Genomic DNA, 26,952 nt, shown 5'->3' with positions numbered 1-26,952 from the left:
CGTTCACAATTTAAATACTAATTGTGGAGTTTCGGCAACGCACGCATGGATGAACTCACACGGCCTAATTCTGCGCGCCAGCAGTCTTTAATCCGGAAAATGCAGCGACTGCCGTTGCAAGTCTAGTTGCTACATGGGCGCGCCATGCCGGATCAAGCATGAGTTTTTCATCTTCAGCGTTCGACAAGTAGCCGATTTCAACCAGCACGGAAGGCACATCGGGGGCGCGCAAGACCTGAAATCCTGCAAATCTGTGCGGATTATTGATCATGTTCACTTCTTTTCTGAGCGAATCCACCACGTTTTTGGCAAACCTCAGTGAAAAATTATGGGTTTCACGCCGCGTCAGATCCATAAGAATATCGGCAATCTCCGGCGCCTCACCGTCAAATGTAATACCTGCCACTGCATCGGCTCGATTTTCTCGATCCGCCATAGCGCGAGATTCGGCGTCAGAAGCCTTGTCGGAAACAGTATAAACCGTGGCACCGCGAATATTGCCCCGATTGATCGTATCCGCATGCAGCGAAATAAACAGATCCGCCTCATATTGGCGCGCAACACGAACCCTCTCGGTAAGCCGCAGGAATGTATCGTCCGTTCTGGTCATTTCGATGCGCATACCGGGTATTTTGGCAAGCTCGTCGCGCAATTGCTGGGCAAACATCAGCGTAACATTCTTTTCCATGATGCCGCCCGCGCTTTCCGCGCCACTATCGATGCCGCCATGCCCCGGATCAATGACCACGGTAAAAGGCTTGGCAGTTTTGTTCGTTTCGTCCGGCGTAGCAGCGACGACCCTGTCCCGCGTTGGGGTGCTTTCAGTAGACGCGGTGGTAGCGTTCTGTGTTCTCAGATCTTCAGCAAATTTTCTATCTGAAGACGCTACGAGATCGGCAACCAGCCGGTAGCCAGGACTATTGTCGTTCTTGATGACATCAATACGCTCTACGGCGAAGGGACCCTTGAGGGAGAAAATGAGCCTGGAACGCTCCGAATCGAGCATTCCATAACGCACATCATCTACAAGCCCCCGTGATTCAACGGATTTTTTATCGAAGGCAAAAACGGTCTTTGGCATGTCCACGACAAGCCTGTGCGGATGGTCAAGCAACATGGTTGAGATATCGGGTTCACGGTCAAAATTGATAACAACGCGTGTGCGCAACTCATCACCAGCCGCCTGGTAGGTCAGAGCAGCCAATCCATCGGACGCATAAGAACTTCCAGTCGCCGATATAAAAATGAGTAAGCCTGCAAATGCGGCTACAACTATCCGACAGATCACATTCATCTCTTTACCGATCGAGACCAACTGGGGCGAATATCCCCGCGGGCGCCTCTTCTGTATCAGATCAGGCAGGTGCCTGCACCCTGCAGGGGCCATATCCTACAATATTAGGTAGAGAGCTATGGTTAATATTGTCTTATGGGCCGCATACCGCACATTGAATCCTTCTTTGTTCAAATAGAATTTAAACAGGATCAGTTCCAACTCGCGGATGGCAAGACAGACGACCGTCCATGGTGCGAAGCTAAACCGAACATTCGGTCCAAATTCTCTTCCAAAGAACGATCCTGTTTAAACAAGAAAGACACTAGAATGACACGATTATGAAGAAGCCCTTGTCATAATGCAGCACACCTCCTAAAAGCAAAGGTGGGTTAGTTTCATGCCCCTTGGAATCAGGAACTTTAATGTCACGGCTAAGACCGGATGACAAAAGTACATGATCTGGAGTGGCGAGAGCGATTTCGCTGTGGCTAACCGAAAAAGAATTTGGCGCGAGCGGACAGGGAATGTCTGTAGCGCTTTTTGTGAACGGCAGATCGCCCGGACAAGGCGCATCACGCCAGCCCTATCAAGGGTGTTACCGCATGGTCCAGAAATCTACGATTTTTGAATCATGCAGAATCTTAAGTTTGTTACTGCGTCCTTAGTGCGTTTAAGGACGCACGACGCAGTAACGGGTCGGCACAGCGTGAAAAGCGTGCCATTCATGAGGTCGTTTCGTCAGGAACAGGAATGTTTGTAACAGACAGTATCATAACCGGCTTGCAAGCCGCGGTTGCCTCAGGGCAGCTTCGCGCGACGCCAGTTTTGTCTGTTCCTGCGAACTTTAATAAATCCGGCAAATGTGAACTCCCCGCGCCAGGAGCCCCACGGGCATCCTGGCTGTTGAGGGTTGCCAGCGTTTTAGCCGGGGAGAACAGATATAATGTCGGACAAAATGCTAATCGACGCCTCCCACCAGGAGGAAACACGCGTTGTCGTGGTTCGCGGCAATCGAATTGAAGAATTTGATTTCGAATCAGAACACAAGAAACAAATCAAAGGTAATATTTATCTTGCGCGAGTAACACGCGTAGAGCCGTCTCTCCAGGCAGCTTTTGTGGAATATGGCGGCAACCGCCATGGTTTCCTAGCCTTTAGCGAAATTCACCCGGATTACTATCAGATCCCGGTTGCAGATCGTCAGGCTTTAATCGAAGCGGAAGCGGAAGCAGCCAGCCAAGATGAAGATCATGACGAAAACGCCAGCGAACAACGCACACGTGATCGTAATGATCGTGGCTCGCGTAATCGGCGGCGCGGACGCCGCGGTTCGCGTCAGGGCGACGATGCTGCAAAACTAGAGTCCGGCGATTCGGATGATAACACTGTGGCCGGTGAAGTCAGCGATGTTTCTGAAACATCTGAACAGCCCCACGTCGATCTGGAAGATAGTGATTCATCTGATGACGGCAACGGTCAGACCATGGCTGCAGCCATTGAGACGGACGTTATTTCAGAGGCAATCCAGTCTGATTTGGATGACGTGTCCCACGATGACGACAAGATCGTGGAATCGGAAGGTGGTCAAACACGCTCCAGGCGTTCACGCCACCGTTCGAACGACGATAAAGAAGAAGCACATGATGAGCTCGACGAAGTCGAGTCCGTTGGAGCCGAAGATGCCATGGAAGAGGTTCCAACGCATCAGCGCTTTCAGCGCCGTCAGTATAATATTCAGGACGTTATCAAGCGTCGTCAGATATTGCTGGTTCAGGTCGTTAAGGAGGAGCGCGGCAACAAGGGTGCTGCCCTTACAACCTATCTCTCTCTAGCCGGGCGCTATTCTGTGCTTATGCCGAATACTGCCCGCGGCGGTGGTATTTCACGCAAGATTACCAGCATTCAGGACCGCAAGCGCCTCAAGGATATAGTCAAGGATCTTGAAGTACCGAAAGGTATGGGTGTTATCCTACGCACTGCGGGCGCCATGCGCACGAAGCCTGAAGTCAAACGCGATTATGAATATTTGATGCGCCTTTGGGAAAATGTGCGCAGTCTTACTTTAGCATCCAGTGCACCTACCCTCGTTTACGAGGAAGGCAGCTTGATTAAGCGCTCAATCCGGGATCTTTACAATAAAGACATCACCGAGATTCAGGTGGCTGGCGAGAATGGCTATCGCGAAGCCAAGGATTTCATGCGCATGCTTATGCCGAGCCATGCAAAGGTTGTGCAGCCTTATCGTGACATGACGCCAATCTTTGCCCGCAATGGGATTGAGGCGCAACTCGACCGCATGCTGCAGCCGCAAGTTACGCTGAGATCGGGTGGCTATATTATCATCAATCAGACGGAAGCTCTGGTCGCGATTGATGTCAATTCCGGTCGCTCGACCCGAGAACATTCAATTGAAGACACAGCGCTCCAGACAAATCTTGAAGCAGCAGATGAAATAGCGCGCCAATTGCGTCTGCGCGATCTCGCCGGCCTAATCGTTATCGACTTCATCGATATGGAAGAAAACCGCAATAATCGTGCGGTTGAAAAGCGGATGAAGGATTGTCTTAAAGATGATCGCGCCCGCATCCAGGTCGGACGCATTTCGCATTTCGGATTGCTCGAAATGTCTCGACAGCGCATCCGCGCCAGTGTTCTGGAAAGCACGACACAGGTTTGCGCCATGTGTGGTGGCACGGGCCATGTTCGTTCCGCTTCATCAATAGCGTTACATGTTATGCGTTCAATTGAGGAATACTTGCTGCGTCATTCGCAGAACAACATCATTGTCCGCACAACAGTTGCAACGGCACTTTATGTATTGAATCAGAAGCGTCAAAATCTTGCAGATCTTGAAGCTCGCTTTGGTTTGACTATCAGTATTGAGGCCGATGATAGCGTCGGTGCCCAGCACTTCGCCATCGACAAGGGTTCCTTGGCGGTCGGTCCAATTGTACCCCTCTCAGAAACGCAGGCACTTAATATCGCTGAAGATTTTGACGAGAGTGACCCGGTCATCGAAGAAGTTGACGACGAAACCGAAACCATTTCGACTGAAACTTCGCGTTCAGACGATGATGCATCGCGCAAGCGTAAGCGTAAGCGGCGGCGGCGCGGCGGTCGTGATCGCCACGAAAACGGCGGTTCTGAACAAAGTGATCAGCCAATCGGCGAAGACGACTCCGATGATGCTGAGCAGCCACCTGTAGAGGGTGAAAACGCTGCTCAGGCAGCAGCCCGTGAAGAAGAAAATGAGCGTCGCAAGAAACGTCGTCGTGGGCGGCGCGGCGGGCGCAAGAACAAGCGCTTTGATGAGGGTGACAATGCAAATCGTCCCCTTGTAAATGCGGTGCCGGACGCCGAGCCTGTTTTTGTCTCGATCCCTCTTCCAGATTTCTCCAAGGCCAAGCTTGCGGATGTTTCTGTTGTGATCGCAGAAGCGCCGGTAGTTGCCCCCGAAAACTCGGAAACGGTGGCTGCTGAAGAAACGCCGGTAAAAGCACCCACCAAGCGTCGTTCGCGTGCCAAAGCGAACCCTGAAAAGGCTGAGACTGTTACTTCTGAAGTGCCTGCAAACGAAGCGGATGCAGAGACTCCGGCGAAGCCGAAGCGTGCGCCACGCAAACCTAGAAAAAAGGCTGAGACCACTGTTGTCGACGATGCTGTTGTTACGGAACCTATTGCCGCAGCGCCGGAACCGAAGAGCGAGCCGACACCCGAACCCGCAGTTGAGGCTGCACCTGCACCCAAAAAAGTTGAGGACAGCACGCCTGTCGTCACTTCTACTGGAAAAGATAAGAATGCTGATAACGAACCAGCTCCCAAAAAAGGCTGGTGGCAAAAGAAAGGCTTCTTTTAGAAACCCAAAAAATTCTTAGAATGAAGAGAAACCGGCAAATAGCCGGTTTTTCTTTTTGGCAAATATTTCATAAAAAAAATCAAACTTTACCTAAATAAACCTAGTTTTCACATTTCAAGGAGCTTTTGAGAGTGCTCTTTCTTTCAAAGATTGATTTGGGTACGAATAGATATGATCGTATTACAAAAGACAGTTTTGTTTGGGTCCATCGCGAGTTTTATGCGCGGAGCCGTTGCCGTCGTCACAGCCAGTGTGGTTGGTATAATTCAGACTGGCAATGCATTCGCCCAGTCATCCTCTGTACCCATTGTTCGCGACGCTGAAATCGAGGCACTGGTCACAGACTATGCCGCACCGATTATCAAGACGGCTGGCCTCGGCAAACAGTCGATTAAAATCGTTCTGGTCAATAGTCCCAGCTTTAACGCGTTTGTCGATGGCCGACGCATATTTATCAATACCGGTGCGCTTCTTGAAGCCGAAACACCCAATGAAATCATCGGTGTATTGGCCCACGAGACAGGTCATCTGGCCGGAGGTCATCAGTTCAAACTGCGCGAACAGCTTGCAGCAGCAAAGACAATGGCCGTTGTTGCCGGGTTATTAGGCATTGGGGCTGCAATTGCCGGTGCTGCCAGCAAGCAAAGTGGTTTGGCTCAGGCTGGCGGTGGTATTGCCATGGGTGCTCCCGAAGCTGCAATGCGCAATCTTCTAAACTATCAGCGTACTGAAGAAATGGCTGCTGATCGTTCCGCGATTACCTATCTGGCAAATACTGGTCAGTCTGCCAAAGGCATGTTGACGACATTCGAACGTTTCTCGAATGCCTTGTCCCTTACGGGAACGCGGGTTGATCCATACCGTATCAGCCATCCCATGCCGCGTGAACGCATTGCCAATCTAGAGACATTGGCGCGGGGAAGTCCGAATTTCGATAAGAAGGACAGCCCGGCGCTGCAACAGCGGCATGATCTTATGCGGGGCAAAATTGCCGCCTATACCGCCGGAGGAGCCAGAGTCCTTCAAACATTCCGCAAAGACCCAACCAATATTGGCGCGCGTTACGGAGACGCAATTGCGACTTTTCTAAATGGCTCTACAGAGTCGGCGCTCAGCAAGATCAATGCGTTGATTAAACAGCAACCCAAAAACCCCTATTTCGAAGAAATTCGCGGCGAAATATTATTGAAACAGAGCAAGCTTGATCAAGCTGCGAAAGCTTTCCAGAGGGCGAGCGACCTGGATCCGAGAAAGTCGAGTCTGATCAGGATGAATTACGGGCGAACATTGATGCTTACCGGGAAGCCCGATAATTTGAAAATCGCGGTGAGCGAGTTGAAGGCAAGTATTGGCCGCGACCGCGAATCACCCACAGGCTATGCTTATCTGGCGCAAGCTTATGGACAGCTTGGGGATGCGGCACGTTCCGATTTAGCGAGCGCTGAGGAAAAATACTATTCCGGGAAAATTCAAGACGCTCAAATCTTTGCGATCCGCGCCCAACGCGCCTTGCAAAAGGGCTCGCCCGAGTGGATACAAGCGCAAGACATAATCAATGCCAAGCGCGGTAAGAGCAAGTGATCTGCCAAGGGCAGGCAATCTGCCTACGGAATGAAAAGGACGAATAACATGACAAAAGCCCCACTCATCGGCATTGCCGCCGGGCTTATTGGTATCGGCGCTTTGGTATTGGGTTATCAAGCGGGCCGCTCGGAAATCGCGCTTGCTGCGCCTGAACCAGTAGCTATCGCAGCGCCCGCAATCGACCGCGCCGAGGTTGAGGGTATTGTCAGGAACTATCTGATCAACAACCCGGAGGTTATGATCGAAGTTCAAACAGCACTTAATGAAAAACAGGAAGCGGCTCAGCAGGCAGCTTCTACAGAAATAATAAGTGAAAATAACAACAAGATTTTTCAATCGCCGATGGATGCTGTTTTCGGAAATCCGAAGGGCGACGTTACGATAGTGGAGTTTTTCGATTATAATTGCGGCTACTGCAAAAAGGCCCTGCCAGATATGGACGCGCTCCTTAAAAGCGATCCCAATCTCCGATTTGTCATGAAAGAGTTTCCAATTCTTGGTCCGGATTCCACACGCGCTCATCTTGTTGCGAAGTCTTTTAAAACTCTGATGCCTGAAAAATATCTTGAATTTCACCGAGACCTTCTTGGCGCGGAGGGGCGCGCGACAGAAGAATCTGCGATGGCAATCGCCGTTAAACTGGGAGCCGATGAGGCCAAGATGCGCGAAACAATGAAGCAGCCCGAGATTGCCAATGCTTTCCGCACCAATTTCGAATTGGCGCAAAGCCTGAGCATTACCGGCACGCCCTCTTATATTATAGGCAATGAAGTTGTCCCCGGGGCACTGGGAGCAGACGCATTGGCGGAGAAAATCAGCCACATTCGCAACAAATAATTGTTGCTTCTTACCAAAACGAATTGTGGACAAGCAATAAGGCGTATTTGCAGGCTTTCCGCGTGGCCGTAAGCCGTCTATATGGGACCAGAACCTTTAACCTGCCCGGTAAACATGAAACAGCAAGTCTTCATCCTCAACGGCCCAAATCTCAACATGCTGGGAAAGCGTGAACCCGGGATTTATGGTGCAACGACATTGAGCGATATCGAAGCGATGTGCCGAGCTGAGGGCGAGGTTCTCGGTGTGGACATCGAGTTTCGCCAATCCAATCATGAAGGTGATCTGGTAAACTGGATTCAGGAAGCGGGAGAGCGCCGTGCTCTGGTGCTGATAAATCCCGCGGCCTACACGCATACTTCCATTGCGCTGCATGATGCTATTCGTGCTGCTGGTGTTACCCTAGTGGAAGTTCATATTTCAAACATTCACGCGCGCGAGTCATTCCGCCATCACTCTTACGTTTCCTCTTTGGCCAAAGGGGTGCTATGTGGCTTTGGAGTTGATGGCTATGTCATGGGTTTACGCGCACTCATCAAGCTGGCGCCGCAGTAATCGGCATTCGCCAAACAGTAATAAGGGGCTTGAACAAGCATGGCTACCAAAACCAACGGGATCGATAAGGTCATGATCCGCGATCTTGCGGAAATCCTGAACGAGACAGACCTTACAGATATCGAAATTGAACAGGGCGATCTTCGCATTCGCGTATCGCGGCAAATAACGATGCAGGCGAGTGCTCCTGTTTACGCACAGGCTCAGGCACCGGCGGCGGTTGCGCCCCCGGCTTCCGTGGCTGCGCCTGCTACTCCAGCCAGTGACCCATCGAAGAATGCGGTTCCTTCGCCCATGGTTGGCACAGTGTATTTGTCTCCTGCCCCTGGCGCTCGCGCATTTATCGAGGTTGGCACTCAGGTCAAGGAAGGTCAGACACTCCTGATCATCGAAGCCATGAAGACGATGAACCAGATCGCCTCACCTCGCGCTGGCACGGTTACCTCGATCCTCGTTTCAGACAGCCAACCGGTTGAGTATGGCGAGTTTCTGGTCGTTATCGAATAGACGGAACCGTTATTAGATCGAGAGCGCAATGTTTCAGAAAATACTTATAGCCAATCGCGGTGAAATTGCCCTGCGCGTGCTTCGCGCATGCAAAGAGCTTGGCATTCAAACGGTTGCCGTCCATTCCACCGCCGACGCAGATGCCATGCATGTACGGCTCGCCGACGAAAGCGTTTGTATTGGACCGCCGCCTTCACGTGATAGCTACCTGAATATCCATCAGATCGTTGCTGCATGCGAAATCACCGGGGCAGATGCAATCCATCCCGGTTATGGCTTTCTTTCGGAGAATGCCAAGTTCGCAGAAATTCTTGAAGCGCATAATATTACCTTCATTGGACCGACCGCAGCTCATATCCGTATCATGGGCGACAAAATCGAAGCCAAGCGGACTGCAAAACGTCTTGGCATTCCCGTCGTCCCTGGCTCTGATGGCGGCGTGACGGATGACGCTGAAGCAGCGCGTATTTGCGCCGAGATCGGTTATCCGGTCATCATCAAAGCTTCGGCTGGTGGCGGTGGGCGCGGCATGAAGGTCGCGCTCAACGAGGACGAGCTTTCAGTTGCTCTGTCGACTGCACGTTCTGAAGCTGGCGCAGCTTTTGGCGATGATGCGGTCTATATTGAAAAATACCTACAGAAGCCACGCCACATCGAAGTTCAGATCATGGGCGACGGCTTCGGTAATGCCGTGCATCTCGGTGAACGCGACTGTTCGCTACAGCGCCGCCACCAGAAGGTATGGGAAGAAGCAAACTCTCCTGCCCTGAATTCCGATGCACGCGAAAAGATCGGTATGATCTGCGCCAATGCCATGGCCGATATGGGCTATCGCGGTGCGGGTACGATCGAGTTTCTTTATGAAAATGGCGAGTTCTATTTCATCGAAATGAACACACGCCTTCAGGTTGAGCATCCAGTGACCGAAGCCATAACCAGCATTGATCTTGTTCACGAGCAGATACGTGTTGCCTCTGGCGGCGGCCTTTCAGTCAAGCAGGAAGATATCCGTTTTTCTGGCCATGCGATTGAATGCCGGATCAACGCAGAAGATCCTCGGACGTTCACGCCGTCTCCAGGCAAGATCACGCATTGGCACACGCCGGGCGGGCTTGGTATCCGTGTCGATTCGGGTGTCTATACGGGTTATAAAATCCCGCCATATTATGATAGCCTCATCGGCAAGCTAATCGTGCACGGCCGCAATCGCGTCGAATGTATGATGCGTCTACGCCGTGCGCTCGATGAATTTGTCGTCGATGGGGTTAAGACAACCCTGCCCCTTTTTCAGGATTTGATTAACAACCCTGACATTGCCAATGGCGACTATGATATTCACTGGCTTGAAAAATATTTGGCTGGTGATGCTCCAGTTACGGCCGAAGAATAATTCAAGGCGTAAGCATGGCGGGTAACAACCCGGAAAAATCATTGATACTGGACCCCGAATTGCTGCTTCGTGCATATGCAACCGGGGTCTTTCCTATGGCAGAAGAGGCGGACAATCCGGAAATCTTCTGGGTTCGCCCTGAAAAGCGCGGTATTATCCCGTTTGAAAACTTCCACGTCTCACGTAGTCTGCGCAAAACGGTGCGTAAGGCACTTTTTGATATTCGCTATGATACGGATTTCGCCGGCGTAATTGATGGTTGCGCAAGTGGTAGCGGCGAGCGTGCTCGCACGTGGATAAACCAGCCAATTCGCGAAGCCTATGGCAAGCTGTTCAAGCTTGGCTATTGTCATACGGTCGAAGCCTGGCGCGATGGCCGGCTCGTGGGTGGACTTTACGGAATATCTCTTGGTTCTGCCTTCTTTGGCGAAAGCATGTTTTCACGAGAGCGTGATGCTTCAAAGGTCTGTCTCGTTCATCTGGTTAGCCATTTGATCGAAAAGAACTTCACGCTGCTGGATACACAGTTTACCACCAATCATCTTGAGACGTTTGGCGCTGTTGAAGTACCCCGCCGCCAGTACCAGAAGATGCTGGAGAACGCGCTCACCCAGCCTGCTGAGTTTTGACCTAAAAATATTTTCGTCACGGAGTAGGATTTATAGTTTTTCATTCGTCCTTTGACCGGGAATAAACCCAACAGGAGAACTCTGATGAAAATCAATGCTTATCTCAATTTCGATGGAAAATGCGAAGAGGCTTTCAAGTTTTATGAAAGCGTTCTGGGCGGTAAGATAGAAGCGATTATCCGCTATGATGAAATGCCGGAGGGCGGAGACTTCCCACCTGAATCGGCAAAGAACGTCATGCACGCCTTATTGACGATAGGCGACAATGTATTGATGGGATCGGACGCACCGCCGCCCTATTTCCAAAAAGCACAAGGCATGACGGTCGCGATCAATGTTGACACGCCTGATGAAGCAAAACGTTTGTTTGCAGATCTTTCAAAAGATGCAGAGGGCGTGATGATGCCTCTTGGTGAGACATCATGGGCTCAGCAGTTTGCAATGTTTACAGATCGCTTTGGTACACCGTGGATCGTTAATTGTGCGAAACCAATGTACACAGCATGAAATGAATCTAGCTTTTGTCGGGCGCGGGTATGTCCGACTTTAGCTTACAAGATTTTAGCCAGACGTCATAGACCGGGTGCTCGACAGCGTTCAGCCCCGGGCTATCCGCGAACATCCAACCAGAAAAAATCTTGCGAATTTTCCGGTCTAGCGTGATCTCATCCACTTCCACGAAGGTGTCAGTTTTTGGTGCTTCCGTGTCGGGACGCGTGTAACAAACGCGGGGCGTCAATTGTAATGCGCCAAACTGCACCGTCTCGTTGATGTAGACATCAAAGGTTGTGATCCGCCCGGTGATCTTGTCGAGGCCGGAAAATACGGCAATTGGGTTAGCAATCTTTTCCTGAGCCAACCCCACAGTAGGATAGCTCGCAACCATGGCGATACCCACAAACAGTACGCTGACAATTTGAGAGAAGGGAAAGAACTGGGTCAGACGGATCATTTCACTTCCGGTTTAGCGGGACGACAAAGGGGGCATTTCCCCCTCGTCGATAAAGATTAATTGTGGCGACAAAAAATCAGCCTAGCTGCCTGGTGTCCAAGCATCGTAATCGCCAGTAACAGTCGGTCGATTATCGCCATGGGCGATCGAACCCTTTGGCCGGTAGGCAGCTGAAGAACCAGTTAAATTCTGCTGGTGATTCTTTTCCCATGGATGCGGCTTGTAGTCTTCCTGCGAAGGCGCCGTCGCTACGCGGTGGTGCATCCAGCCATGCCAACCGGCAGGAATAGCAGAGGCTTCCGCATATCCGTTATAAATTACCCAACGGCGCTTACGTCCTTCTGAGTCGAATGTACCTTCGTAATAGACGTTGCCAAACTGGTCCTCACCGACCTTCGTACCCTTGCGCCATGTAAAGAAACGCGTGCCGATAGTCTGACCGTTCCACCATGTGAAGATCTGTGTGATGAGGTTTTTCATGGCAATCCTGCTTGCAACGAAGTCATTTTGATACCGGGTTTATGGCCGTATCATTGGCTGATAGCAAGGGTCAAGTTGACGCTGGACCTGCTTGTAGTTTCAACTTGAAGCCCGCATGAGATTTCTTGAAACCCAGCCGCTCATAAAAACGGTGGGCATCCTGTCTCTGATTGTTCGATGTCAATTGCGCCGAATTTGCTCCACGTTCCTGTCCGATTTTCAGGCAATGTGTAATCAACAGGCCTCCAATACCCTTGCCGCGCATATCAGCACGGGTCTGGACCGCTTCGATTATCATGCGTGTGCTCCCACGCCCAACAAGTGACGTTACGAATGTCACTTGTGCCGTTGCAACAATTTCACCGCTCATGATTCCAACAAAAATCAGATCATTCGGGCTATTTTGAATTGCAGCAAAGGCACTCTGATAGATGGGAAGAGCGGCAATATCCGTGGTGTCATTATGGCCGCCAACAACATCATCTGCAAACAATGCAACAAGCGCAGGCAAATCCTCAATCGTTGCTTCCCGAAAGCTCAAACCACTTTCGATGTTCATGGCGCCAGTTCATACCCAGTCAAAGACTTTTCGAGAACGATTACCGAAATGCCCGAATTGGGTTGGCCCCAATCATCGATCTTGGTGCTGGTTTTCTCAAACCCTCTGCTCTCATAAAACTCAACAGCATTCCGATTCTTGTCGATTACTTCCAGCTGTAAAGCGAATACACCGGGAAATGCACTTTCAACCTCGGCGAGCAACAGAGAGCCGACACCTTTTTTCTGATGCTCGGGATGAACATAAAGCTGATTCAGGATCGAAAGCTTGTGATCTTTTTGCGAAGCATAGGCCATACCGAGAATGTCGGCGCCATCATCCGCAATAATGAATTCCGAGTAAGGCTTGGCCAATTGTTTTTTGAGCGCCTCCAACGAGTGATAGCGAGATGTGATCTCGTTGACCCTTTCAACGCCGTAGACATCGTCATAGGTCGCATGCCAAGTTTCGACCAGCAAGTCGTGAACAGCGTTCAGATCTTCCTTGGTTGCGCTGCGAACCCACATTTATTCTGTTATCCCAAGCTTGGCTTTGACTAGATCGCTGAGAACCTGCGGGTTGGCTTTGCCGCCCGTCGATTTCATCACCTGCCCGACGAACCAGCCTGCAAGGCTGGGCTTAGCCTTTGCCTGTTCGACCTTATCAGGATTTGCAGCGATGATTTCATCAACGGCCCGTTCTATGGCTCCGGTATCCGTGACCTGTTTCATGCCTCGGCTTTCGACCACTTCTCTTGGATCGCCGCCTTCGTTCCAGATAATCTCGAACAGATCCTTGGCAATCTTACCGGAAATCACGCCTTCCTTGATGAGGTCAATTATCGCCCCGAGCTGATCCGGTAAAACTGGCGATTCTTCAATGCCTTTTCCTGCCTTGTTCAAGGCTCCGAGAAGATCATTAATTACCCAGTTGGCTGATAACTTGCCATCACGACCTTTGGCAACCGCTTCATAATAATCGGCAATCGCCTTTTCAGTAACAAGAATAGAGGCGTCGTAAACGGATAGCCCAAGACTGGATACCAGCCGCGCCTTCTTGTCATCAGGTAATTCCGGCAGATCAGCCTTCAATTCGTCAACATAGGCCTGCGTGAATTCGAGCGGCAGCAAATCTGGATCGGGGAAGTAGCGATAATCATGCGCCTCTTCTTTCGAACGCATCGAACGTGTTTCGCCCTTGGACGGATCAAACAGTCGAGTTTCCTGATCGATGGAACCGCCATCTTCGAGAATAGCTATCTGGCGGCGGGCCTCATATTCGATCGCTTGACCGACGAAGCGGATGGAGTTCACATTCTTGATCTCGCAGCGCGTGCCAAATTCCCCGCCTGGCTTACGGACAGAAACGTTAACGTCGGCCCGCATAGAACCTTCATCCATGTTTCCATCGCAAGTGCCCAGATATCGCACGATAGTACGCAACTTGGTCAGATAGGCTTTGGCCTCGTCCGACGAGCGCATATCGGGTTTGGATACGATTTCCATCAACGCAACGCCAGAGCGGTTCAGATCCACATAAGACATTGTGGGGTTCTGATCATGGAGCGACTTGCCAGCATCCTGTTCCAAATGCAGGCGCTCAATACCGATTTCTATATCTTCAAACTCGCCTTTCTTATCGGGACCGACCGAAATGATCATCGTGCCTTCGCCGACGATTGGCTGCTTGAACTGTGAAATCTGATAGCCTTGCGGCAAATCAGGATAAAAGTAATTCTTACGGTCGAATACGGATTTCAGGTTGATTTGCGCTTTCAGGCCAAGACCGGTGCGAATAGCCTGGCGCACACACCATTCATTGATAACCGGAAGCATGCCGGGCATAGCAGCATCTACCAGCGATACGTTCTCATTGGGGCCAGCACCGAATGTCGTGGATGCACCGGAAAACAGCTTTGAATTAGACGTTACCTGGGCATGGACTTCCATACCGATGACGATTTCCCAATCGCCTGTGGCACCTGAGACAAAACGCTTGGGTTCGGGCGTGCGGGTATCAACAAGAGTCATGCTGGTCTGTCGTTCCTGGCTGAAAATATCTGAATACTGGCTAGTGCAATCCGGCTTATGAGGCAAGTGATTCTGACGTTTTCGGTCGGGATGTTCGTATCTTCCATCACCCCGCATATAGTTATACGCTCGAAACGTTCAACGACCAGTACCACCACAATCATAGCGACGGGAATTTGGGAGAAGAGATATGATCATGCTTTTGCCCGTTCTAACGATGCTTGCTGCCCTGGGAAGCGGCATCATGGCTGGCCTTTTCTTCGCATTCTCCAGCTTCATCATGACGGCATTTTCAAAACTTCCGCCCGAACAGGGCATTGCGGCAATGAATTCAATCAACGTGACAATCCTAAATGCTACATTTGGCATGGCCTTCTTCGGTACAGCCCTACTTTGTATTGTGCTGGGCATTGCCAGCATCGTGCTTTGGTCGCAGCCAGGATCTGCGTGGTTGCTCATAGGTAGTTTGCTTTACCTGATCGGCGTCATCGCTATTACCGTAGTGTTTAATGTTCCACTCAATGATGCACTTCAAGCCATCTCACCGGCGAGTCCGGAAGGCACGGCACTGTGGACACGTTATTTTGCAGAGTGGGTGCCATGGAATCATGTACGCACCTTTGCCAGCACAGGATCGTTAATTGCGTTTATTCTGGCCTATGGGAAGCTGAACGCTGTCTAACAAGGTTGCACTCTTTGACAGCCACTCTGCACACCATTATATAAACGCCATCCACGATGGAGTTTTTATGTTCAATCAGTCTGAGTCCCGCTAAAGCCCCGACTTCTTTGAAGTCAGGGGCATGAAAACAGGAGCCCCGAGCCAATTTAAACCGGCTGCGGATGTGTTCTCATGGGCATTTGCCCGTTTTCCAGGACTCAACAAATGGACATTTCGCGCGATGAACAGCGCATTCTTCACTTGCTCGCTCAAGGCGGTAAAATTCTGCTTGAAAAGGACGAGGACAAAACCATTCGGGATATCATCTGCCTTACACGCGATGGTGCCCGCTATACTGCCTGCAATTTAAGGCTGTTTCGCAAACTGAAGCAAAAAAAGGCCATAGCCTCTTCGGGCGGTGGACCTTATCGGGTAACGCGACGGGGCCTGCAACTGGTCCGGTCGGAACTCGACAATCGCTGAAACTGAGGGCTGGTGGCGGAAAACCGCCGCCAGCCCTCACAGCGTCACGTACCAGGCCTGATCGGGCATTTTTCAGTGGTTCCCTGTTCTTTTTTCTCTCAAACATGGTGTATTCCCATTGCAAATTGCTCTAAGAGAACCGCTTAACACACAACGGAACTGATATTGCTCATGGGTCTTTCCAACACTGTTCAGATCACACCGGAACTAATCGCCTCGCACGGGCTGAAGCCGGATGAATATCAACGCATTCTCGATCTGATCGGACGCGAGCCCAGCTTTACAGAGCTTGGTATTTTCTCCGCCATGTGGAACGAGCATTGTTCCTACAAGTCGTCCAAGAAATGGCTTCGTACATTGCCGACCACCGGTCCCCAGGTTATCCAAGGTCCCGGCGAAAATGCTGGCGTCGTAGACATTGGTGACGGCGATTGCGTGGTTTTCAAAATGGAAAGCCATAACCACCCCTCCTATATTGAACCCTATCAAGGCGCTGCAACAGGCGTTGGCGGTATCTTGCGTGATGTCTTCACCATGGGTGCCCGCCCGATTGCTGCCATGAATGCATTGCGCTTCGGCGAACCTGCACATCCCAAGACCCGTCATCTTGTATCGGGCGTGGTTGAAGGCGTTGGCGGATACGGCAATTCCTTCGGAGTGCCGACCGTAGGTGGCGAAGTCAATTTCGACGCGCGCTATAATGGCAATATTCTTGTAAACGCTTTTGCTGCCGGTTTGGCCAAAACCGATGCGATTTTCCTGTCGGAAGCCAAGGGTGTTGGCCTTCCTGTCGTTTATCTCGGAGCAAAAACCGGACGCGACGGCGTTGGCGGCGCAACGATGGCTTCTGCCGAATTTGACGAGTCAATCGAAGAGAAGCGCCCTACCGTTCAGGTTGGTGACCCCTTTACTGAAAAGTGTCTGCTGGAAGCGTCACTTGAATTGATGGCTTCGGGCGCTGTTATCGCTATTCAGGACATGGGCGCTGCGGGCTTGACCTGCTCTGCTGTTGAAATGGGCGCCAAGGGCAACCTCGGTATTGAACTCATTCTGGACAAAGTTCCCGTACGTGAAGAGCGTATGACCGCTTATGAGATGATGCTGTCCGAAAGCCAGGAGCGCATGCTTATGGTTTTGCGCCCGGAAAAAGAAGAAGAAGCCCAGGCCATTTTCAAGAAATGGGGACTGGATTTCGCCATCGTAGGGCATACGACCGACGACCTTCGCTTTCGCGTCATTCATCAGGGCGAGGAAGTTGCAAACCTCCCCATCAAGGATCTGGGCGATCAGGCTCCGGAATATGACCGCCCATGGATGGAACCGGGCAAGCACGCTCCGCTGCCAGCTTCAAACGTTCCACAGGTTGAAGATTATAACGCAGCATTATTGCAGATGCTTAATTCGCCAGATTTGTCATCGCGCCGCTGGGTGTACGAGCAATATGACACGCTCATTCAAGGCAACTCACTGCAATTGCCGGGTGGCGATGCGGGCGTGGTTCGTGTCGAAGGTCATCTTACCAAAGCACTCGCATTTTCATCAGACGTCACGCCGCGTTATTGCGAGGCTGATCCATATGAAGGCGGCAAGCAGGCTGTCGCTGAATGCTGGCGCAATCTTACAGCTGTTGGCGCCGAACCTCTCGCCGCCACCGATAATCTCAATTTTGGTAATCCGGAACGACCGGAGATTATGGGCCAGTTGGTTAAAGTTATTGGCGGCATAGGCGACGCTTGCCGTGCGCTCGCCTTCCCGATCGTTTCGGGCAATGTCTCACTCTATAATGAAACAAATGGACAAGCCATTTTGCCAACCCCGACCATTGCTGGCGTCGGGCTGATCCCTGATTGGTCCAAGATTGCCAAGATAGGCGGTATGGCAAACGGAAATATCTTGATCCTCATCGGCACAGACGGCAGCCATCTTGGGCAGTCGATTTATTTGCGCGATCTTCATGGTCGCTCAGATGGACCGGCTCCCAATGTCGATCTCGCAGTCGAGAAGAGGAATGGCGATTTCGTCCGCTCCGCAATACGCAATGGCCAGGTTACTGCCTGCCATGACTTATCGGATGGCGGACTTGGCATCGCTCTGGCTGAAATGTGCATGGCCTCTGGCAAAGGTGCATCTGTTTCGGTTGGTGAAGATGCCCCGCATGCCCTGCTCTTTGGTGAGGATCAGGCTCGGTATATTATCGCCGTGCCCGCCGATATGGCAAACTTCGTAACGCTCAATGCTGAGGGCTCGGGCATTCCGTTCCGCAAGCTTGGCGTCGTAGAGGGCAATGCATTGACGATCGGAGAGTTGGTCTCCATATCAGTAGCAGACCTGACAAATGCCCACGAATCGTGGTTCCCTGACTATATGAACGGTCCGGCGAACCAAAAAGATCAGGCCGCCTGAGGAGAACGACACATGGCAATGGACGCGCGTGATATCGAAAAAATGATTCAAGACGCCATTCCCGATGCGAAGATTACCATCCGCGATCTGGCGGGTGACGGAGACCACTATGCTGCTGAGGTTGTCGCTGAGAGCTTTCGGGGCAAGTCACGAGTTCAGCAGCACCAGATGGTCTATGATGCATTGAAGGGCAATATGGGCGGTGTGCTGCATGCCCTCGCCCTGCAGACCAGCGCACCGGAATAAACCAATTCGGGAACACCGAGCCTTGTTTTGCCAGAATTGAAGCGCTATTTGTTAGGAAAGTTCAATTTTGACCAGCGATGACGATTCGTCGTGTTTGGTAGGAAGGTTTGCCGAAATGAGCGGTATTAGCGAATTTATCGATAACGAAGTGAAGAGCAACGATGTTGTTCTGTTCATGAAGGGCACCCCAGGGTTTCCCCAGTGCGGCTTTTCCGGTCAGGTTGTGCAGATACTTGATTATGTTGGCGTGGATTATAAAGGCGTGAATATACTGACCTCCGACGAATTGCGTCAGGGCATCAAGGAATATTCTAATTGGCCGACCATCCCGCAACTTTATGTTAAGGGCGAGTTTGTTGGCGGCTGTGATATTATCCGCGAAATGTTTCAGGCTGGCGAACTGCAATCCCTCTTTAGCGAAAAAGGTGTTGCCACCAAGGCAGCCTGATTACGCAAATAAATCAGTCAGTTCCGCGGTTTAGCGGAATTATATTCTAAAGGCGTCGGATATACCGACGCCTTTGTCGTTGTTTAAGGTTCCGTAGGAACTCAAGAGATGACAGCACGATGGTGTGTTTTGAGCGGTTAATGAAACGAGCGTCAGGCCCGTTAACCGATTGCAAGGGCGACCCGGCGGTCATCGCTCGGGCATTTTATAGATGATGTTTGCAGGTTCGAAAATGAAAACCCCCTCGACAGGATTAACTCCCAAACTTGGCGCAATGACCAAGATTGAGTTTATCGCAATGATGGCAGCGCTCATGGCGCTTAATGCCCTTGCAATTGATATTATGCTGCCAGGATTGCAGGAAATCGGTGCCAGCCTTGGCGTTGCCACCGAAAATCATCGTCAATATGTAATTTCGGCCTATCTCATGGGCTTCGCGGTTTCGCAATTATTCTATGGTCCAATTTCTGATCGTTTTGGTCGCCGCAAACCTATGTTCGTTGGTTTGGTGATTTACATTCTGTCCGCGCTAGCATGCGTATTTGTGCCGAGTTTCGCCTCCTTGCTATTTTTTCGCTTGCTTCAAGGCATCGGATCGGCAGCCACACGCGTCATCACGATTTCGATCGTTCGTGACGTTTATGGCGGCAGGATGATGGCAGAAGTCATGTCTCTCATCATGATGGTGTTTATGGTGGTTCCAGTCATCGCCCCGGGCACGGGGCAAGCAGTCATGCTGTTTGGAAACTGGCATCTCATCTTCATTTTCATGGCAATTATCGCAGCTGCCGTGATGTGCTGGTTCTATATCCGTCTCCCAGAAACACTTGATCCAGCCGACGTGCGGCCGTTTACATTGCGATCGGTCAGCCGGGGCTTCATCATCGTTCTGACGAACCGTGTGGCTCTTTGCTATACACTAGCGAGCGCATTCATTTTCGGCGCTCTTTTCGGCTTCATCAATTCTGCCCAGCAAATTTACGTCGGCATTTATGAACTCGGCGTATGGTTCCCGGTAGCGTTTGCGGGTGTCGCTGTAACTATGGCATTCTCGTCATTCGTCAATTCGCGTTTCGTCGGTCGTTTTGGCATGCGCCGCCTCTCTCACGGAGCGCTCCTGGCCTTTCTGACGGTCAACGGCCTCTGGCTGCTGGTTACATTGTTTGGACCACACCCAACGCCGTTTGTGCTCTATTTCCTGTTTTTCGCTGTGGCCATGTTCCAGTTCGGCTGGATCGGTTCCAACTTCAATTCGCTTGCCATGGAACCGCTGGGGCATGTAGCGGGCACAGCCTCGTCGGTCCTTGGCTTTATGGGAACAGCCGGTGGCGGTGCAATTGGCGCATTAATTGGACAGGCTTTCGATGGCACGACAACGCCGCTGGTAGCAGGCTTCTTCGTGCTTTCATTGATCGGGCTGGTGTTTGTTCTGATTGCCGAGCGGGGCAAATTATTCAAGCCACACAATCAACCCGTTTAAGGTCTTAGCAAACCCGGGCATGTTCATTCGCCGGGGTTTGCCATCAGAGACAGTCCTGTAAAATCGAAAATCTTGCGGTCCAGCAGATGGCTTGGACGTGTGTTGGCAAGGGCGCGGATCATAATCTCCTTGCGCCCTGGCATGCGTTTTTCAATGTCGGAAAGCATTGCCTTCATCATGTTTCGCTGAAGTCCGTCCTGACTTCCGCACAGATCGCAAGGTATGATGGGAAATTGCATCGCCTGTGCAAATTTTTCCAGATCGTCCTCAGCACAATAGCTTAAAGGCCGAAGCAGCATCAGATCACCATCATCATTCAACAATTTCGGCGGCATTGCCGCGAGCCTGCCGCCGTGGAAGAGATTCATTAGAAACGTTTCGAGAATGTCTTCCCGATGATGCCCGAGAACCAATGCCGAACAACCTTCCTCCCGCGCTACCCGATAAAGATGGCCACGCCGCAACCGTGAACACAGCGAGCAATAGGTCTGGTTTTCGGCAACCTTTTCTGTGACGATTGAATAGGTGTCTTTATATTCAATACGATGTTGAATTCCGTTTCGTGTCAGAAAATCCGGCAAAATATGTTTCGGAAAATTGGGCTGGCCCTGATCCAGATTGCAAGCAACAAGCTCGACCGGCAGCAGTCCGCGCCACTTCAAATCAAGCAACAGTGCTAGAAGCCCATAGGAATCCTTACCGCCCGAAAGCCCAACAAGCCAACGTTCGCCCGGATTGATCATGGCAAAATCTTCAAGTGCCTGTCGTGTATTGCGCAGCAGACGCTTGCGCAATTTGTTGAACTCAACTCCGGGCGGCGCATTCAGAAACATAGGATGGCAGCCGGAATCTTGGGCAATATCCAGATCATGAACAGTCATGGGAACACCTCATTTCACCTTCATTGCCCATAAATGCAGGCGATGCAGACCTTGTTATTGTCCGAATACCGACCAGCCGGTCCGTTGTGCCAAAAGTTCTAGCGCTGCCGAACCCAACTGCGAATTGCCGTTTTCGTTCAACCCCGGAGACCATACTGCTATCGAAGCCTTACCGGGTGCAATGGCCAGAATTCCTCCACCAACGCCGCTCTTGCCGGGAAGACCTACGCGATAAGCAAAATCGCCAGAACCATCATAATGACCACACATGAGCATCAGAGCATTGATCCGGCGTGCGCGGCTGGGGGAAACCACACTTCCACCACTCAAAGGATTGCGACCAGCCGACGCAAGATAGAGTCCGGCATGGGCAAGTTGGTGGCAAGACATCGCCACCGCGCAGTGATGGAAATAAACGCCGAGCACGTGCTCGGCGGGGTGATTGAGATTGCCGAACGATCTCATAAAATTTGCGAGCGCAACATTGCGATACCCGGTATTTGTCTCCGAACGCGCGACATTGTGATCAATCGCTATTGTATCATCGTCGGCCAACTGACGAATAAATTGCACGATCTCGCCGATGGCTTCTTTAGGCACATGCCCCGCCAAAACTACATCTGCCACCGCAATTGCGCCAGCATTGATAAAGGGATTACGCGGCTTTCCCTTTTCTTGCTCAAGCTGCACAATGGAATTAAACGAATTGCCTGATGGCTCACGGCCAACTCTTTTCCACAGCCCATCGCCAATCTTGCCGAGCGCCAAAGTGAGCGTGAAAACCTTTGAGATACTCTGGATCGAAAAGGCTGTAGCCGCATCGCCGGCAGAGTAGAGTTTTCCATCGGTCGTGACCAAAGCTATGCCAAACTGCCTTGGATCCACTGTCGCCAACTCGGGAATATAATCAGCAAGCTTGCCTTCCCCGATCCTATCTGAAAGATCGTGATAAACACTATCAACAATGGATTTTAGGTCAGTCATTCCCGCATCCTCTATGATTCTGGAACAAAAAAGCCGCCAGGATTGCTCCAGGCGGCTTCTTCAAAAACTTCAAAACCCGATTAACGCGAATAGAATTCGACGACCAGATTTGGTTCCATCTGTACAGCATATGGCACATCGGAGAAGGCCGGAACGCGATTGTACTTGGCAACCATCTTGGTGTGATCAACTTCGATGTATTCTGGAACATCACGCTCAGCGAGCTGAACGGCCTCCAAAACAATCACAAGCTGCTTTGACTTTTCACGAACTTCAATCACATCACCCGCCTTGCAGATGTAGGACTGGATGTTGGTGCGACGGCCATTAACATTTACGTGGCCGTGGTTGACGAACTGACGCGCTGCGAAGATCGTTGGAACGAACTTTGCGCGGTACACAATCGCATCCAGACGCGACTCAAGCAGACCAATGAGCTGCTCACCAGTATCGCCCTTGCGACGTGATGCTTCTTCATAGGTCTTGCGGAACTGCTTTTCCGAAATGTCGCCGTAGAAGCCTTTGAGCTTCTGCTTTGCGCGCAGCTGAACACCGAAGTCGGACAGCTTGCTCTTGCGGCGCTGACCGTGCTGGCCTGGGCCATATTCACGACGATTTACAGGGGACTTCGGGCGGCCCCAGATGTTTTCGCCAAGACGGCGGTCAATTTTATATTTGGACGATTCGCGCTTGCTCATCGCATTTCCTTTCAACAAAACCAAACCAAGACTAAATACCCTGGTTCAAGGAAACGCGCCCTCCTCTGCCTTCCGTTTTCGAAGACTGACAGAGCGACCCACGCACGCTTTGCGAGATCACCCACGGGACACGTCAAATGAAACGCAGAGCTGTTAGGCCCTGCGCTGTTGTGGCTTCTAGTGCGAAGGTCTTAACATGTCAAGCGCAGGCGATGTTTCAGCGACTCATATAAATTGAAACCGATATTGGTATTTGCACGTTAGGGTAGACGCTCAAACAGGAGTAGAGCCGATAATGACCCTATTCTCGCGTCCAACGCGTTTTCATCTATTCATCCTTTTATCTCTTGCAGCATCCGTTTCAAGCCTGACATTGGTGAGTTTCACCAGCGATGCGGATGCGCGATCCCGGCGCAACCACCAAACCAGAATCGCGAAGCCTGCCTTGCCTATTATTCCCCCACTTCCGCTGGATAATCCGCGAGCAACCGTCGCGCCGGAACAAAAGGCTGAAACGCCCGTACCTGACCAAAAACCTGCGATGGAAGCTGAACCTGTAGCAAAACCTGATGAAAAGCCAATTATTGCGCCCAAGGCGGAGCAACAAGGTCCTAAGCCGGATCAAACAGAAGACAACAAGAAGCCGGACGAAGCCACTGAAACAAATGACGCCGCAACTTCACCGGATCGGATTTACCAAAATGCGTGCCCCGCAATCATGAATGGCGATATCCAAGGCGAATTGATACCTCCCCTTTCGGAAGGGGTTTGCGGCGAGCGTTCGCCATTGAAGGTGACGGCGATTGGCAAAGACAATCCCGTGAAATTTGCCGCGCCGATCATAACGAATTGCGCAATGGCTGGATCGTTGGCCAATTGGGTTGTCGAAATTCAAAAAGAGGCACAGAAAAACTTCGGTGCCGAGATAGAAAGCATTGCGACCGGTTCCGACTATCAGTGCCGAAAGGTCAATAATGGTCATAAGGGACGCGTTTCAGAGCATGCCTTTGCCAATGCGCTGGACATTATCTCGTTCAAGTTCAAGAACGGAAAAACGACAGAACTCGGATCAGGCTGGAAAGGCAAACCGGAAGAGCAGGCGTTCTGGTCATCACTGCACAAGCTTAGCTGCGAGCGATTCATGACGGTTATCGGCCCGGACGGGGACGCCGCACATCAGGGTAACCTGCATCTTGATCAAGGGTGCCACGGAAAGAGCTGCGAGGCGCGCATCTGCCAGTAATGCGCGCTCGCAGGGATCAATGCTTGGTTTTCTTCTTGGGCAGATCCTTGCGATCAGTTTCAGCGAACTCCTCGAGCTGTTTCTCGCTCATGGACTCATACATGCCCTTTGATGCGCCTTTGAGCTCGCTCTTCTTGGTGTCGCCTCGTTTTGCTGAAAGCGCTGCACCTGCTGCTTTCTGTTGAGCCTGAGATTTTGCCGGCATTTTCGTTCTCCCTTTAAACATTCCTTGAGGTGGAGAAACGCAATGCACTTGGGAGGGTTCCGTTATTCTGACTTTGCCGCATCAAACTCAGCGCGCGCCTTTCGCAGGTGATCGCGATTGGTCACCGCCCATTCACCCAAGGCTCCCACTGGCACCGCTATTGAATGTCCAATATCCGTGAGTGCGTAAGTGACTTCCGGAGGAGATGTCGGCTTTACGGTGCGCAACACAAGTCCGTCGCGTTCCAGCGAACGCAGGGTCACGGTCAGCATACGTTGCGAAATGCCTTGGATCATACGTCGCAATACATTGAAGCGCCGTGGTCCGGACTGCAGATTGATGATCGTCAAAAGACTCCAGGAATCACCGACAAGATCAAGCACCTCCCGCATCGGGCATAAACCACCCTCTTCGGGCTTCATAGCGGGCATTGATTCGAGCAAGGGGACGTTTCGACTGGTATTTGCGTGTATCGTCATAGCTTCATCACCAAATTTGGATATCACCCGGGCAGTTACCTAGGGGTGCCTTAAAACGGAAAAAGTGCGTTCTTTTCAGACCCACGCATCTAGCATAGATAGTTATTGTTAGTAACCAGAAAACGATGCGTACCTGCATCAAGGAGCATATGATGAAAATTGCATTGATCGGTGCCACCGGTTTTGTCGGCCAGGAAATTTTGAAAGAGGCTATTTCTCGCGGAGACAGCGTTACTGCTTTGGTGCGCAATCCCGCAAAGGTTGAAAAATTGGATGGCGTGACCGCCATCGAGGCGGATGCCTTGGATACAGCAGCTTTATCGGAGAGGCTCAAAGGGCATGACATCGTGGTTTCTGCCTATAATCCAGGCTGGACAGATCCAAACATTCAGGCTGTCCACATCAAAGCCAGCAAATCAATTACCCAAGCGACCAAATCGGCAGGCATAAAACGTCTGATCGTTATTGGCGGCGCAGGAAGCCTGTATGCTGAGGACGGCACACAATTCGTAGACGGCGAACATTTTCCCGCGGAGTATAAGGAAGGTGCACTTGGCGCACGTCAGGCACTGAATGATCTTCGCACTGAAACCGAACTTGACTGGAGCTTCGTTTCACCCCCGTTCCATCTCGTACCTGGTCCTCGCACCGGAAAATACCGTCTGGGTAAGGAAAACCCGGTTTTTGACGCTGAAGGTAAAAGTGCAATCAGCGCAAGCGATCTTGCAGTTGCGATTGTCGATGAAGTTCATAGTCCAAAGCACAAGCAGCAACGTTTTACCGCGGCTTACTAATTTTTTAGCTGCCCCACTTCACCTTGGGCAGCTAAAAATCTTCGGGTTCAGGAATACGCCCGAATGCAATTTTTGAGCCTATATAATCACCGGGGCCCTGAGTGGATCCCAGGCTGAGCGCTTTCGACCCGTGGCGGACACGAATCTTGTCTATCAAATCAGAAACGCTTTCCCACTGAGCCCGTTGTTTCACGCTCTCGCCCGTATCGAACAAATCGTGAGTGCCTTCTTGTTCGGCCGAAAGGTCGTGAAGAACGACAGTGACCGAGCTTATGTTTCGCATTTCCCCTGCCTCAACCATTTTTTGGTGCAGATTGTTCAGGCAATCCAAAAAACTGCGATCATCACGCGCGGGTCGAAATTGTCCCTCCAGCGTCACGCGGTTATCGCGTCTGACGCCAACCGTATAGCTCATTGCTGCCGCTCGATAATGGGAACGACGCAAACGCCGCGCCGCGCTCAACGTCAGCAGCCTTGCGCATTGCAGTACCTTTTCAGGCGCCCTCCAATCGGCAGGCAAGTTGCGACCATGTCCGAACATGCGTTTTACGGTCTCCGGCTTTTCAATCGCATAACCGTGCAGCGCTGAAACAAACCGCTCACCTTCAACGCTGTTCCAGATAGCCCGAGCGTGCTTGGGGGCAAGGCTCCACAAACCTTTGATGTCAACGATCCCGGCTTGGTCCAACCTCGCCTCCATACCCTTGGAGATACCAGGCAGGTCGCGCAACTCCAGATCAAACAGCCTGCCTGGCAGGTCTTCGTGATCAAGCAAGACAAATCCATCCGGCTTATCCATCTCCGCTGCAATCTTTGCCAAAAGCTCGTTGAGAGAGATGCCTATCGAGCAGGTAAGAACTGGCCCAATTTCATCGCGCAGCACGCGTTTTATTCTCACTGCAAGAGCTTGCGCTTGGCGTGCCTCGGACTCCAGCAAATGGCAGGCGACCTCATCAATTGAACGCACCGCAGCAATTGGAACACATCTTTCGATTGTTTCCAGAATGCGGTTATGCAGCTTTACATAGACATCCGGTCTCGCTGACACAAACACGATATCCGGGCATTTCTCGCGTGCTTCCCGCACCGATGTACCCGTCTTGATGCCATAGGGTTTGGCTTGGCGACTAGCAGCAATAACACTTGTGTGCGGGGAGTCTAGCGGCACTACGGCGACGGGCCTGTCCCGCAGCGCAGAATTCAACTGTTGTTCAGCGCTGGCAAAAAAGCTGTCAAAATCCAGATAAAGCTTCTCAGCATGTGTCGGCTTGCGCATTTTCAATGTTCCCACATGAGAACAAAAACAGAACATA

Annotated in this window: 28 protein-coding genes; 16 read left to right on the top strand and 12 right to left on the bottom strand. The window is 51.4% G+C overall.

All coding sequences use genetic code 11. The features are described 5' to 3' along the window. Positions 1-64: 64 nt before the first annotated feature. On the bottom strand, positions 65-1,294 hold the full coding sequence (locus V9K95_RS20045; RefSeq protein ID WP_307284385.1) for an N-acetylmuramoyl-L-alanine amidase: 1,230 nt from the start codon (positions 1,292-1,294) through the stop codon (positions 65-67). 925 nt (positions 1,295-2,219) lie between these two features. Here V9K95_RS20045 and V9K95_RS20040 point away from each other — a divergent pair. The 8 genes from V9K95_RS20040 (at position 2,220) to V9K95_RS20005 (ending at position 11,141) form a co-directional block, all read left to right on the top strand. Further along, the gene (locus V9K95_RS20040; protein ID WP_336441855.1) at positions 2,220-5,132 is read left to right on the top strand and encodes an Rne/Rng family ribonuclease; all 2,913 of its coding nucleotides are present in this window, start codon (positions 2,220-2,222) and stop codon (positions 5,130-5,132) included. Between the two features lie 171 nt (positions 5,133-5,303). Beyond that, complete coding sequence (locus V9K95_RS20035) at positions 5,304-6,713, top strand: M48 family metalloprotease (protein ID WP_307284380.1); 1,410 nt, start codon at positions 5,304-5,306, stop codon at positions 6,711-6,713. Between the two features lie 48 nt (positions 6,714-6,761). Next, positions 6,762-7,553: a DsbA family protein gene (locus V9K95_RS20030; protein ID WP_115052176.1), complete on the top strand. Its 792-nt coding sequence runs from the start codon at positions 6,762-6,764 to the stop codon at positions 7,551-7,553. A gap of 114 nt (positions 7,554-7,667) precedes the next feature. Next, positions 7,668-8,108 (top strand): type II 3-dehydroquinate dehydratase, encoded by a 441-nt coding sequence (gene aroQ, locus V9K95_RS20025; RefSeq protein ID WP_115051656.1) that lies wholly within the window; start codon positions 7,668-7,670, stop codon positions 8,106-8,108. A gap of 39 nt (positions 8,109-8,147) precedes the next feature. Next, complete coding sequence (accB, locus tag V9K95_RS20020; RefSeq protein ID WP_115051657.1) at positions 8,148-8,615, top strand: acetyl-CoA carboxylase biotin carboxyl carrier protein; 468 nt, start codon at positions 8,148-8,150, stop codon at positions 8,613-8,615. 28 nt (positions 8,616-8,643) lie between these two features. Continuing rightward, positions 8,644-10,005: an acetyl-CoA carboxylase biotin carboxylase subunit gene (gene accC, locus V9K95_RS20015; protein WP_336441856.1), complete on the top strand. Its 1,362-nt coding sequence runs from the start codon at positions 8,644-8,646 to the stop codon at positions 10,003-10,005. Positions 10,006-10,019: 14 nt separating this feature from the next. Next, positions 10,020-10,634: a leucyl/phenylalanyl-tRNA--protein transferase gene (gene aat, locus V9K95_RS20010; protein WP_336441857.1), complete on the top strand. Its 615-nt coding sequence runs from the start codon at positions 10,020-10,022 to the stop codon at positions 10,632-10,634. Positions 10,635-10,718: 84 nt separating this feature from the next. Next, entirely contained in the window at positions 10,719-11,141 is a 423-nt protein-coding gene (locus V9K95_RS20005) for a VOC family protein (protein WP_336441858.1), read from the top strand. Positions 11,142-11,148: 7 nt separating this feature from the next. On the opposite strand, the gene V9K95_RS20000 is transcribed toward V9K95_RS20005, so the two are convergent. From V9K95_RS20000 to gatB, 5 genes are all read right to left on the bottom strand, one after another. Beyond that, entirely contained in the window at positions 11,149-11,520 is a 372-nt protein-coding gene (locus tag V9K95_RS20000) for a DUF2155 domain-containing protein (RefSeq protein ID WP_307286496.1), read from the bottom strand. 147 nt (positions 11,521-11,667) lie between these two features. Next, positions 11,668-12,066: an NADH:ubiquinone oxidoreductase subunit NDUFA12 gene (locus tag V9K95_RS19995; protein ID WP_115051661.1), complete on the bottom strand. Its 399-nt coding sequence runs from the start codon at positions 12,064-12,066 to the stop codon at positions 11,668-11,670. A 70-nt stretch (positions 12,067-12,136) separates the two neighbouring features. Then, positions 12,137-12,625: a GNAT family N-acetyltransferase gene (locus tag V9K95_RS19990; RefSeq protein WP_336441859.1), complete on the bottom strand. Its 489-nt coding sequence runs from the start codon at positions 12,623-12,625 to the stop codon at positions 12,137-12,139. Continuing rightward, a complete protein-coding gene (locus tag V9K95_RS19985) occupies positions 12,622-13,131 on the bottom strand; it encodes a GNAT family N-acetyltransferase (RefSeq protein WP_115051663.1) in 510 nt (169 codons plus the stop codon). Before V9K95_RS19985 ends, V9K95_RS19990 begins: the two co-directional genes overlap by 4 nt. Next, positions 13,132-14,634: an Asp-tRNA(Asn)/Glu-tRNA(Gln) amidotransferase subunit GatB gene (gene gatB, locus V9K95_RS19980; protein ID WP_307284353.1), complete on the bottom strand. Its 1,503-nt coding sequence runs from the start codon at positions 14,632-14,634 to the stop codon at positions 13,132-13,134. Positions 14,635-14,824: 190 nt separating this feature from the next. Here gatB and V9K95_RS19975 point away from each other — a divergent pair, with 190 nt between their 5' ends. The 6 genes from V9K95_RS19975 to V9K95_RS19950 all read left to right on the top strand — a co-directional run bounded on the left by V9K95_RS19975 (position 14,825) and on the right by V9K95_RS19950 (position 20,355). Next, positions 14,825-15,316, top strand: coding sequence for an anthrone oxygenase family protein (locus tag V9K95_RS19975; protein WP_336441860.1), 492 nt, complete (start codon positions 14,825-14,827; stop codon positions 15,314-15,316). A gap of 204 nt (positions 15,317-15,520) precedes the next feature. Then, on the top strand, positions 15,521-15,778 hold the full coding sequence (locus tag V9K95_RS19970) for a YjhX family toxin (protein ID WP_115051666.1): 258 nt from the start codon (positions 15,521-15,523) through the stop codon (positions 15,776-15,778). A 171-nt stretch (positions 15,779-15,949) separates the two neighbouring features. Further along, positions 15,950-18,181 (top strand): phosphoribosylformylglycinamidine synthase subunit PurL, encoded by a 2,232-nt coding sequence (gene purL, locus V9K95_RS19965; protein ID WP_336441861.1) that lies wholly within the window; start codon positions 15,950-15,952, stop codon positions 18,179-18,181. A 12-nt stretch (positions 18,182-18,193) separates the two neighbouring features. Then, positions 18,194-18,427 carry a BolA/IbaG family iron-sulfur metabolism protein gene (locus tag V9K95_RS19960; protein WP_008120822.1) on the top strand — a complete coding sequence of 78 codons (234 nt, stop codon included), beginning with the start codon at positions 18,194-18,196 and terminating at the stop codon, positions 18,425-18,427. Positions 18,428-18,542: 115 nt separating this feature from the next. Continuing rightward, positions 18,543-18,875: a Grx4 family monothiol glutaredoxin gene (gene grxD, locus V9K95_RS19955; protein WP_115051668.1), complete on the top strand. Its 333-nt coding sequence runs from the start codon at positions 18,543-18,545 to the stop codon at positions 18,873-18,875. 274 nt (positions 18,876-19,149) lie between these two features. Continuing rightward, a complete protein-coding gene (locus tag V9K95_RS19950; protein WP_115052178.1) occupies positions 19,150-20,355 on the top strand; it encodes a Bcr/CflA family efflux MFS transporter in 1,206 nt (401 codons plus the stop codon). A 23-nt stretch (positions 20,356-20,378) separates the two neighbouring features. Here V9K95_RS19950 and ttcA read toward each other — a convergent pair whose 3' ends face one another. The 3 genes from ttcA to rpsD all read right to left on the bottom strand — a co-directional run bounded on the left by ttcA (position 20,379) and on the right by rpsD (position 22,918). Next, complete coding sequence (ttcA, locus tag V9K95_RS19945; protein WP_336441862.1) at positions 20,379-21,236, bottom strand: tRNA 2-thiocytidine(32) synthetase TtcA; 858 nt, start codon at positions 21,234-21,236, stop codon at positions 20,379-20,381. Positions 21,237-21,290: 54 nt separating this feature from the next. Further along, positions 21,291-22,220 (bottom strand): glutaminase, encoded by a 930-nt coding sequence (locus tag V9K95_RS19940; RefSeq protein ID WP_115051670.1) that lies wholly within the window; start codon positions 22,218-22,220, stop codon positions 21,291-21,293. An 80-nt stretch (positions 22,221-22,300) separates the two neighbouring features. Then, entirely contained in the window at positions 22,301-22,918 is a 618-nt protein-coding gene (rpsD, locus tag V9K95_RS19935) for a 30S ribosomal protein S4 (RefSeq protein ID WP_008120815.1), read from the bottom strand. A gap of 295 nt (positions 22,919-23,213) precedes the next feature. Here rpsD and V9K95_RS19930 point away from each other — a divergent pair, with 295 nt between their 5' ends. Further along, positions 23,214-24,161, top strand: a complete 948-nt coding sequence (locus V9K95_RS19930) for an extensin family protein (RefSeq protein ID WP_336441863.1) — start codon at positions 23,214-23,216, stop codon at positions 24,159-24,161. A 16-nt stretch (positions 24,162-24,177) separates the two neighbouring features. On the opposite strand, the gene V9K95_RS19925 is transcribed toward V9K95_RS19930, so the two are convergent. Together V9K95_RS19925 and V9K95_RS19920 are read right to left on the bottom strand one after the other, a co-directional pair. After that, positions 24,178-24,366 (bottom strand): DUF3008 family protein, encoded by a 189-nt coding sequence (locus V9K95_RS19925; RefSeq protein ID WP_115051672.1) that lies wholly within the window; start codon positions 24,364-24,366, stop codon positions 24,178-24,180. 62 nt (positions 24,367-24,428) lie between these two features. Continuing rightward, the gene (locus tag V9K95_RS19920; RefSeq protein ID WP_307284329.1) at positions 24,429-24,845 is read right to left on the bottom strand and encodes a winged helix-turn-helix transcriptional regulator; all 417 of its coding nucleotides are present in this window, start codon (positions 24,843-24,845) and stop codon (positions 24,429-24,431) included. A gap of 149 nt (positions 24,846-24,994) precedes the next feature. Between V9K95_RS19920 and V9K95_RS19915 the strand changes: the two genes are divergently transcribed. After that, positions 24,995-25,639 carry an NAD(P)-dependent oxidoreductase gene (locus tag V9K95_RS19915; RefSeq protein ID WP_336441864.1) on the top strand — a complete coding sequence of 215 codons (645 nt, stop codon included), beginning with the start codon at positions 24,995-24,997 and terminating at the stop codon, positions 25,637-25,639. 31 nt (positions 25,640-25,670) lie between these two features. On the opposite strand, the gene V9K95_RS19910 is transcribed toward V9K95_RS19915, so the two are convergent. Continuing rightward, complete coding sequence (locus V9K95_RS19910; RefSeq protein WP_115051675.1) at positions 25,671-26,915, bottom strand: Y-family DNA polymerase; 1,245 nt, start codon at positions 26,913-26,915, stop codon at positions 25,671-25,673. Between the last annotated feature and the right edge of the window lie 37 nt (positions 26,916-26,952).

The sequence above is a fragment of the Phyllobacterium sp. CCNWLW183 genome, assembly GCF_037203775.1.
In the GTDB taxonomy this organism is placed as follows: domain Bacteria; phylum Pseudomonadota; class Alphaproteobacteria; order Rhizobiales; family Rhizobiaceae; genus Phyllobacterium; species Phyllobacterium ifriqiyense.
This window is presented reverse-complemented; position numbering and strand designations above follow the sequence as displayed.

Bases quoted from the DNA above. Each gene is read 5' to 3' on its own strand.
- V9K95_RS20045 (WP_307284385.1), bottom strand. From the start codon at position 1,294: ATGAATGTGATCTGTCGGATAGTTGTAGCCGCATTTGCAGGCTTACTC.
- V9K95_RS20040 (WP_336441855.1), top strand. From the start codon at position 2,220: ATGTCGGACAAAATGCTAATCGACGCCTCCCACCAGGAGGAAACACGC.
- V9K95_RS20035 (WP_307284380.1), top strand. From the start codon at position 5,304: ATGATCGTATTACAAAAGACAGTTTTGTTTGGGTCCATCGCGAGTTTT.
- V9K95_RS20030 (WP_115052176.1), top strand. From the start codon at position 6,762: ATGACAAAAGCCCCACTCATCGGCATTGCCGCCGGGCTTATTGGTATC.
- aroQ (WP_115051656.1), top strand. From the start codon at position 7,668: ATGAAACAGCAAGTCTTCATCCTCAACGGCCCAAATCTCAACATGCTG.
- accB (WP_115051657.1), top strand. From the start codon at position 8,148: ATGGCTACCAAAACCAACGGGATCGATAAGGTCATGATCCGCGATCTT.
- accC (WP_336441856.1), top strand. From the start codon at position 8,644: ATGTTTCAGAAAATACTTATAGCCAATCGCGGTGAAATTGCCCTGCGC.
- aat (WP_336441857.1), top strand. From the start codon at position 10,020: ATGGCGGGTAACAACCCGGAAAAATCATTGATACTGGACCCCGAATTG.
- V9K95_RS20005 (WP_336441858.1), top strand. From the start codon at position 10,719: ATGAAAATCAATGCTTATCTCAATTTCGATGGAAAATGCGAAGAGGCT.
- V9K95_RS20000 (WP_307286496.1), bottom strand. From the start codon at position 11,520: ATGGTTGCGAGCTATCCTACTGTGGGGTTGGCTCAGGAAAAGATTGCT.
- V9K95_RS19995 (WP_115051661.1), bottom strand. From the start codon at position 12,066: ATGAAAAACCTCATCACACAGATCTTCACATGGTGGAACGGTCAGACT.
- V9K95_RS19990 (WP_336441859.1), bottom strand. From the start codon at position 12,625: ATGAACATCGAAAGTGGTTTGAGCTTTCGGGAAGCAACGATTGAGGAT.
- V9K95_RS19985 (WP_115051663.1), bottom strand. From the start codon at position 13,131: ATGTGGGTTCGCAGCGCAACCAAGGAAGATCTGAACGCTGTTCACGAC.
- gatB (WP_307284353.1), bottom strand. From the start codon at position 14,634: ATGACTCTTGTTGATACCCGCACGCCCGAACCCAAGCGTTTTGTCTCA.
- V9K95_RS19975 (WP_336441860.1), top strand. From the start codon at position 14,825: ATGATCATGCTTTTGCCCGTTCTAACGATGCTTGCTGCCCTGGGAAGC.
- V9K95_RS19970 (WP_115051666.1), top strand. From the start codon at position 15,521: ATGGACATTTCGCGCGATGAACAGCGCATTCTTCACTTGCTCGCTCAA.
- purL (WP_336441861.1), top strand. From the start codon at position 15,950: ATGGGTCTTTCCAACACTGTTCAGATCACACCGGAACTAATCGCCTCG.
- V9K95_RS19960 (WP_008120822.1), top strand. From the start codon at position 18,194: ATGGCAATGGACGCGCGTGATATCGAAAAAATGATTCAAGACGCCATT.
- grxD (WP_115051668.1), top strand. From the start codon at position 18,543: ATGAGCGGTATTAGCGAATTTATCGATAACGAAGTGAAGAGCAACGAT.
- V9K95_RS19950 (WP_115052178.1), top strand. From the start codon at position 19,150: ATGACCAAGATTGAGTTTATCGCAATGATGGCAGCGCTCATGGCGCTT.
- ttcA (WP_336441862.1), bottom strand. From the start codon at position 21,236: ATGACTGTTCATGATCTGGATATTGCCCAAGATTCCGGCTGCCATCCT.
- V9K95_RS19940 (WP_115051670.1), bottom strand. From the start codon at position 22,220: ATGACTGACCTAAAATCCATTGTTGATAGTGTTTATCACGATCTTTCA.
- rpsD (WP_008120815.1), bottom strand. From the start codon at position 22,918: ATGAGCAAGCGCGAATCGTCCAAATATAAAATTGACCGCCGTCTTGGC.
- V9K95_RS19930 (WP_336441863.1), top strand. From the start codon at position 23,214: ATGACCCTATTCTCGCGTCCAACGCGTTTTCATCTATTCATCCTTTTA.
- V9K95_RS19925 (WP_115051672.1), bottom strand. From the start codon at position 24,366: ATGCCGGCAAAATCTCAGGCTCAACAGAAAGCAGCAGGTGCAGCGCTT.
- V9K95_RS19920 (WP_307284329.1), bottom strand. From the start codon at position 24,845: ATGACGATACACGCAAATACCAGTCGAAACGTCCCCTTGCTCGAATCA.
- V9K95_RS19915 (WP_336441864.1), top strand. From the start codon at position 24,995: ATGATGAAAATTGCATTGATCGGTGCCACCGGTTTTGTCGGCCAGGAA.
- V9K95_RS19910 (WP_115051675.1), bottom strand. From the start codon at position 26,915: ATGCGCAAGCCGACACATGCTGAGAAGCTTTATCTGGATTTTGACAGC.